The 8,106-nt window shown below is 35.8% G+C and carries 7 protein-coding genes and 1 pseudogene; 3 read left to right on the top strand and 5 right to left on the bottom strand.

Annotation, left to right across the window (positions count from 1 at the left end; all coding sequences use genetic code 11):
• Positions 1–222: ComF family protein (locus OZD66_RS04830; protein WP_410543765.1), on the top strand; the 222-nt coding region annotated here is incomplete at its 5' end.
• A 188-nt stretch (positions 223–410) separates the two neighbouring features.
• Here OZD66_RS04830 and murE read toward each other — a convergent pair.
• From murE to OZD66_RS04805, 5 genes and pseudogenes are all read right to left on the bottom strand, one after another.
• Entirely contained in the window at positions 411–1,958 is a 1,548-nt protein-coding gene (gene murE / locus OZD66_RS04825) for a UDP-N-acetylmuramoyl-L-alanyl-D-glutamate--2,6-diaminopimelate ligase (RefSeq protein WP_182367316.1), read from the bottom strand.
• Positions 1,933–3,166: pseudogene (gene metC / locus OZD66_RS04820) on the bottom strand (cystathionine beta-lyase). Before metC ends, murE begins: the two are co-directional and overlap by 26 nt.
• A gap of 7 nt (positions 3,167–3,173) precedes the next feature.
• Positions 3,174–3,458 (bottom strand): BolA family protein, encoded by a 285-nt coding sequence (locus tag OZD66_RS04815; RefSeq protein WP_182367254.1) that lies wholly within the window; start codon positions 3,456–3,458, stop codon positions 3,174–3,176.
• 70 nt (positions 3,459–3,528) lie between these two features.
• The gene (gene dnaK / locus OZD66_RS04810; protein ID WP_182367256.1) at positions 3,529–5,451 is read right to left on the bottom strand and encodes a molecular chaperone DnaK; all 1,923 of its coding nucleotides are present in this window, start codon (positions 5,449–5,451) and stop codon (positions 3,529–3,531) included.
• An 86-nt stretch (positions 5,452–5,537) separates the two neighbouring features.
• Positions 5,538–7,301 (bottom strand): Rne/Rng family ribonuclease, encoded by a 1,764-nt coding sequence (locus OZD66_RS04805; protein WP_182367259.1) that lies wholly within the window; start codon positions 7,299–7,301, stop codon positions 5,538–5,540.
• A gap of 149 nt (positions 7,302–7,450) precedes the next feature.
• Here OZD66_RS04805 and rpmG point away from each other — a divergent pair, with 149 nt between their 5' ends.
• Both rpmG and OZD66_RS04795 read left to right on the top strand, forming a co-directional pair.
• Positions 7,451–7,651: a 50S ribosomal protein L33 gene (rpmG, locus tag OZD66_RS04800; RefSeq protein ID WP_182367262.1), complete on the top strand. Its 201-nt coding sequence runs from the start codon at positions 7,451–7,453 to the stop codon at positions 7,649–7,651.
• A gap of 25 nt (positions 7,652–7,676) precedes the next feature.
• On the top strand, positions 7,677–7,952 hold the full coding sequence (locus OZD66_RS04795; protein WP_182367264.1) for a helix-turn-helix domain-containing protein: 276 nt from the start codon (positions 7,677–7,679) through the stop codon (positions 7,950–7,952).
• The last annotated feature ends 154 nt before the right edge of the window (positions 7,953–8,106 follow it).

The following is an 8,106-nucleotide window of genomic DNA, read 5'->3' as shown; positions in this document are numbered from 1 at the left end:
GTCATAACTATATGCTGCTGGCATGCTTACCATCACTACTATAAATCCATATCTTACCTTTTTTGGACTATTATGAGAAGTGCTATAGTTGATGATGTGGTAACAACCGGAGCAACTGTAAGATCTTGCTCTCAGGAAATTTTAAACTCCGGTGCAAAAGAAGTGAGAGTGCTATCACTTGCAAGAACGGTAAATGATTGGACCTCTTGCATAAAAAATTAGCAGTCAGTGTCATCCAAGTAGCTTGACTACTTGGATCTATTTTTTTCTAGATTCCAACGCCAGCGTCACGCACATAGCTGTACGAACATTGTTTGCCAAGGAGGGTGTCATCCCAGTGCTTGACACTGGGATGACATCACTTTTGCTTCAATATTCGCACATTAGCGGAGGTAAGCCCATTGCGAAAATCAGCAGGTTAAAACGTGATTTTTAATAACTTCAACATCACTAAATTCAAAAGTTTGGTTGCCTATAATTTGAAATTTCTCATTTCCCTTTCCTGCAACTAGCAGAATCATACCCTCGTTATAGGCAATATCTACGCCTTTCTCTATAGCTTCTCTCCTACCTCCTATCTCCAGTGCATCAGGGCAATGTAGCAAAATATCGTGGCGAATTTTTCCCGGATCTTCATCACGCGGATTATCATCTGTAATTATTACTTTATCTGCATACATTTGTGCTATTTTGCCCATTTCTGAACGTTTCGTTTGATCACGATTTCCACCACAACCAAAAACTAGAATTATTTTTTTGTTGATATGCCATTTTAAAGACAATAGGGCTTGTTTAAGCGCACTTGGAGTGTGCGCGTAATCCACAAATGCAAAAGGTTTCACTTTTTCCATTCTTCCTGGTGGAGAAACGAGTTTTTCTACGCATATTTCTCTGTAATTTAATCCAGATATACCAATTGCACATAGCAGATTATATGCTTGAAATTTTCCTAAAACTGGGAAAAATGTATTGTAAATTTGGTTATCAATTTTTACTGTAAGATGTTGACCATTAGGGGTTGATGTTTGCTCTAATAAAGTAATATCAGAGCCTTTTTTTCCATAAGTCACAACTTTATTGCTGCGTTTTTCAGCTATTTTAAGCAATGCGCCGTATTCATCTATATCCGCATTTAAAATCGCTGTTTTTCCTTCTGATAATACCTCGTAAAACAGCCTTTTTTTAGTTTCTAAATATTCACCAAGATTTTTATGGTAATCTAAATGATCTTGCGAGAAATTAGTAAAAGCTGCAGCACTCAACTTTAATCCATGGATTCTGTATTGATCAATCCCATGACTTGATGATTCCAACACTAAGTGTTCTACACTTATACCACGCAATGTTGCGTAAAGGTCTTCTGCACCTGGAGTGGTAAGGCTGTTGCTATTACCTTTTCTGCCATTATTGATGCATGTTCCAAGTGTTCCAATAGACGCAGCATTATAGCCAGAGTTTTGCCAGATCTGGCGGCAAAATTCTACTACTGAAGTTTTACCATTTGTACCAGTTACAGCAGCAACATATTTGGGCTGTTTGAATTGATAAAACCTGCTGACTATTTCGCTGTACATTTCTTGAGGGTTTGGGTGTTCAAGCACTGCAAAGCTCGAAGTATCTGTCATTCCAGTGCGTGACACTGGAATCCAGTTTTTATTATACAATTGCCTAGTGTGCTCATTTGCAATTAAATTTTCTGGATCCAAGTAGTCAAGCACTGGGATGACATCTTTCTTGGCCCCTTGTATCACAACATCTACACAGTTGTGTACGTAACACTGTGATTCAGTAGGAAGGATATGGATTCCAGTATCGCATGTTGCGTATTCTTTACTCCTTTCTGACACACAAACAAAAAGATAACCTTCCTTGACTCTCTTGGGATTACATGTAACGCCCTTGATTTCAATATCAAAGTTAACATCAATAATGTTATGCAGTAATTCTCTCAGTTTCATCTGCCAGCTTTGATATTCAAACATGGCAGTCTTGCTAGTGCAGCATTTAAATCAGAGATCAAATCCTCAGAATCTTCTAGTCCACAAAATATCCGCATGAAACTTCCACCATAATCTGAATTCATTACAGATCTTGACATAGATCTACGATCTATTGGTAATATCAAACTGTCGCACCCTCCCCAAGAAGCACCAATACTAAAAATTTTCATATGATCAACCATGCAGCTTAGTTCTTCACATGAATATTCTCTATCCAGTATTATACTGAATACGCTACTTGCTCCTTTGAAGTAACTTTTCCATAATTCGTGTTGAGGATGGGAGGGAAGTGCTGGGTACAAAACTTTTTTGATTTTTAAATGTTTTTCTAGCCACTTTGCCACTTCCATTGCTGTATTTTGGTGCCTTTTCATACGTGTGTGCAGTGTTCTTAGTCCCCTATGTGCAAGGTAGCAGTCGTGCGATTGAATGATTACCCCATAATTTTTATGGCTCTCATAAAGCAATTTAAAAGTTTCACCTTCAGCAACCATAGCTCCCATCACTAAATCTGAGTGACCGGCTAGATACTTTGTCACCGCATATAGTGCAACATCAACTCCATAATCAAGCGGCTTAAATAACAAAGGAGTGGCCCATGAATTGTCACAAACGGTCACAATTTTATGTTCCTTAGCAACTTTTACTATATGCTCTATATTCGAAATCTCAAACGTTACAGAACCAGGAGTCTCGATCATTATCAATGAAGTATTACTCTGAATTAAATCAGTTATATCCTGTGTTGGATCATAAAAAGTTACTTCTGTTCCTCTTTTTGGTAGCTCATTTTCTGCAAACCTCCTAAGCCTATAATAACTATTATCTTGAATTAAAACGTGCGAGCCTGCTTTAGCGAAAGTTAGAATAGCAAAAGTAAGTGCAAATAGTCCGGAAGGATAAATAAGCGCTTGTCCACTCCCTTCAATTTCAGCCAGTGCATTTGAAAGATAATGAACAGTAGGAGTACCAACATTACTGTAGCTATAATCCCTTGCAACACCATCGTTGATTACATCGTATATACTTTCTCCATTTGCTGCATTTAAGTAGTCCTTGTAAGTAGGGAATAATATGGTAGAAGAATGATAAACTGGCGGGTTCATGGAACCTTTATAGTCATTAAATTTTCTTCCTGCTTTAACTAATATAGACTCTTCCTTCACATTTTTATTATTTATTTTTTAAATTGTACTCATCTTGCGTATACAAGTGAAGAGAAATTGCATGTATTAGCTCTATCTCACCCTTCAATAACTCATAAATCAACTTGTGTCTTTTTAGAATGCTCATTCCAATAAAGCCGTCAGATATTAATATTAATTTAATGTGCGAAGGTAATGTTGAAGATGAAGCAAAATAATGATCAGCATGCTTTACTGATTCATCGATAATGTTGATATCAATTACATCTATCGAATCGCGTATCTTTTCTTCTATTGTTTTAATAATATCCATAATGGTTTCTTTAAGCAACAATATGCTCCTCTTGTCATCCCAGTATCAGCTACTTGGATGACAATCGCAATTACTTATTCTCTTCTTTATTATCTATGTCTTGATAATCAGAATCTACTACTTTTTCCTCTTTATCATTTGGATTTCCTTCTGATGAAAAGCCATTTTCAGCACTATTTTGTTGAGATGCTTGATACATAGCTTCTCCAAGTTTCATAGATAATTGAGAAAGATTAGTGACTTTCTGCTGTATTGAATCAGCGTCATCAATGTCATCAGATTTACTAACTTCTTTTAATTCGTTAACTGCATTTTCAATAGCAGATCTATCTTCTGGTGAAACTTTATCACCATACTCTGTCAGAGACTTTTCTGTAGAATGGACTAAGCTATCCGCTTGATTCTTCACTTCAATAAACTTTTTGCGCTTTTCATCTTCTTGCGCTTTTTCTTCAGCTTCTTTTACCATGCGATTTATTTCATCATCAGATAAACCACCTGAAGATTGAATGCGTATTTTTTGCTCTTTTCCAGTAGTTTTATCTTTTGCAGAAACGTGTGCTATTCCATTTGCATCTATATCAAATGTCACTTCAATTTGTGGCCTTCCGCGCGGAGCAGGAGGTATCCCTTCCAAACTAAACTGACCGAGTAGCTTATTATCAACTGCCAGTTTTCTTTCACCCTGATGCACCTTAATTGTAACAGCTGTTTGGTTATCTTCTGCAGTTGAAAACACCTGAGATTTTTTAGTAGGAATTGTAGTATTACGCTCAATAAGTGGAGTGAATACTCCTCCTAGAGTTTCAATACCAAGAGAAAGTGGGGTCACATCAAGTAGTAACACATCTCTTACATCACCTTGAATGATCCCCGCCTGTATTGCAGCTCCAATTGCTACAACTTCATCAGGGTTAACTCCTCTATGTGGATCTTTGCCAAAGAATTCTTTAACTTTCTCTATGACTTTTGGCATACGAGTCATGCCACCAACAAGAACCACTTCGCCAACTTGACTAGCAGATAAACCAGCATCCTCAAGAGCTTTTTTACAAGGAGCCATAGTTCTTTCGATTAAATCATTCACTAAGCTTTCAAGTTTTGCTCTCGTTAATTTCATATTTAAGTGTTTTGGACCACTTGCATCAGCTGTAATAAACGGTAGATTTATTTCCGTTTCCATTGCACTTGATAATTCAATTTTCGCTTTTTCAGCAGCTTCTTTGATTCTTTGCATAGCCATTGGATCATTTTTCAAATCAATGCCATTACTTTTCTTGAATTCATCTAGTAAATAACTCACTACTCCATTATCAAAGTCTTCACCTCCAAGATGGGTATCACCGTTTGTTGCTTTCACTTCGAAAACTCCATCACCTATTTCAAGTATTGAAACGTCAAATGTACCACCACCAAGGTCATATACTACTATTGTGTGCCCATGTTTCTTATCAAGACCATAAGCAAGTGCTGCAGCAGTCGGTTCATTTACTATTCTGAGTACATTTAATCCGGCAATTTTTCCTGCATCTTTTGTTGCTTGACGTTGAGAGTCGTTGAAGTATGCTGGCACTGTTATCACAGCATCTTTTACTTCCTCTCCAAGATAAGCTTCTGCTGCCTCTTTCATGTTTTGTAGTATAAATGCACCAATTTGACTAGGAGAATATTCTTTATTATCAGTTGTTTTAACCCATGCATCACCACTTTTTGCTGCAAATACTTTGTATGGTACACTTAGATTTTTCATCTCAGGATCACTATATTGACGGCCTATTAATCTCTTAGTAGCAAAAAAGGTATTACTTGCATTGGTGGTTGCTTGCCTTTTTGCTGGAGCACCAATCAACCTTTCTCCTGAAGAAGTCAATGCAACTATAGATGGAGTAGTTCTTGCCCCTTCTTTATTTTCTATTACCTTTGTATCCTTGCCCTGCATTATTGCAACACAAGAATTTGTTGTTCCGAGATCTATGCCTATTGCTCTTCCCATAATGAGTACCCCATTGTAAATATCATCTGATATAAGAATATATAAGTATAGGACTCATTAATTACAAGCCCAATTTAGGTTTCTAATTAGTTATTAGAACTTAAAAGGCGCGAAAGCCACTTAGTCAGCCAAAAATTGCCTCGTAGTTTATTTGAATTATCAGCTTCTTCATTGCTGCTATCCCCAATTTGGTATCCAGAGTTCTGTAATGGCTTATAACCGTTTAAATTAACATCATCTCCTTGTTTTAAAACAAATGCATTTACATCTAAACTGTTATCAATACTAACGTTCAATGTAATATTAAACTCTTTTTCGATTGTAGAAACTGTATTGCGTTTGTTATTAAAAATGTGCGCTATAACTGCACTGTGTGCTACTAAATCAAAAGACTTATTTCGATTCTTGTTAGCAATATGTTGTAAATCCCTTAGTATTGATGAAACAATTACCTCGTTTGATTTTACTCTTCCAGTACCTTTGCAGTGTAAACACTCTGTAGTATTAATTTCTTGTATGTTTGGTTTAATTCTTTGTCTTGAAAATACCATTAAACCAAAGTCATTTATGTAGCTAAATTGAACTTTAGCTTTATCATCTTTAAACGCTTGCTTTATAGCAGACTCAACAGCTCTGCAATACTGATATTTCAACATATCAATAAAATCGACTACTATTAATCCTGATAGGCCCCTAAGATTCACCTGTCTTGATATTTCAGGTACTGCTTCCATGTTGGTTCTATAAGCTGTTTCTTCTATGCTATCTTCTCCTGTCATCTTTCCTGAATTTACGTCTATTGAAACAAACGCCTCAGTCAAAGTTATTATCAAAGACCCACCAGATGGCAATTCTACTCTATTGCTATATAACTCAGAAATTTGATCTTCGATTCCGTAGTAAGTAAAGATCGGAGCATAACCTCTATACAATCTATAGCGCAACTTACTACCTTTTAGTGCATTGTTAGCATATTGCCTAACTGCCTCAAAAGCTTCCTTTCCAGACACTATAACTTCTATACCATCGCTACAAAAATCACGAACAGATCTCATAATTACATCTGCTTCATTGTAAATTAATGATGGAACGTTTACAGAGAAGGCATTTTTTTGAATGCTCTGCCATAATGAGGATAAGTAATTGTAATCCTGCTCAATTTCTTTCTTATTTTTTCCTGAACCAACAGTTCTTACTATTAAACCTGATCTTTTTGGCAAGTTTATTGAACTCAGTATCTCCTTTAACTGCTTTCTGACATTAGCATCTTCAATTCTGCGAGACACTCCACCTTTACTCATGGAATTTGGCATGAAAACACAGTATCTACCCACTAAAGTTATGTATGTTGTAAATGAAGCTCCTTTATTGCCTCGTTCCTCTTTAGTTAGCTGGACCAATACTTTTTGATTTACTGAAATAACATCTTGTAATTTGTATTTTTTATATAAAGGTACCTCTCTTACAAAACCACTACCTGATTCGTTGACATTCTTACTAGCTGCAGAATCTGAAGAAACATTTGCTGAGGCTTCTTCTATACAATCGTCATTTGAGTAGCCCTCAAAGATAGTTTCCTTTTCTTTTTCTGGAATGTTGAAGTAATCTAGAGATATCTCGGAAAAAGACAAAAAACCTTGCTTATTTTTCCCATATTCAATAAATACGGCTTGCAAAGAAGGCTCTATACGCTTTATATAAGCAACGTATATATTACCTCTTAATTGTTTTTTTTCCTTGAATTCTTGTTCAAATTCTACAACCTTATTATTAACTGACAAGGCAACTCTTACCTCATTAGAACAGGTGGAATTTTCTATCAATAATAACCTTTTACCACTATTTGCCACTTACTTACCGTTTGCTTCTCATTCTGAAGTTAACTTTATGCTACTTAATGCACTGTTGATTGTCAAGAATTTTACGATCTGCATTATTCGGTTGACTTTTAGTGTTTTGCGTAATAAACTCGCATAGAATTTATTATATCATTATAAGTATGGCGAAAAAAAATGCTTCTTTGCTTGTTAAGTTAGTCAGCACTGCAATCAAGACAGCAAAAACTGGTGAAGAAAAGTCAACTGGCTATTTTTATGTAAAAAAGCGTAATCCAAAAAAGCTCACCAGAAAACTGGAGTTTAGGAAGTATGACCCAGTAGTCAGAAGGCATGTATTATTTAAAGAAGAAAAACTAAAGTAATTTTTTTATAAGGAATTTTATTATTATGCAAAGTTTACAATTAAGTTATCCTATAATAGTAGAGTTGGGGGATGTGAAAGATACAAAACTGAAATTAATAAAGATCATTGCACAATTAATAAGTAAGAAGTACACAACACAGAAAAAAGCAGCAAACGCTCTAAAGATTGATCAACCTAAAGTATCTCAAATCAATAGGTCAAAAATCGAAGGGTTCTCCTTAGAATACTTGCTTAACTTATTGATTGTATTGGGCCAAGACATAAACGTAAGAATAAAGCATAATTCTAAACCTGCATAATATGGTATCCGTTCAGCGGAGTGGCAAAATAAGGTAGACAAGATAAATCAACCCCGGTGTCAAGCACTGGGATGGCTTTGTTGCATCGCTAGCTATGATGGATTAAAGATAAAAAAGATAGGGAATATCAGTAGCTTATTATTCTGGTATTTAT

The organism is Wolbachia endosymbiont of Drosophila baimaii (assembly GCF_028982185.1).
In the GTDB taxonomy this organism is placed as follows: domain Bacteria; phylum Pseudomonadota; class Alphaproteobacteria; order Rickettsiales; family Anaplasmataceae; genus Wolbachia; species Wolbachia pipientis.
This window is presented reverse-complemented; position numbering and strand designations above follow the sequence as displayed.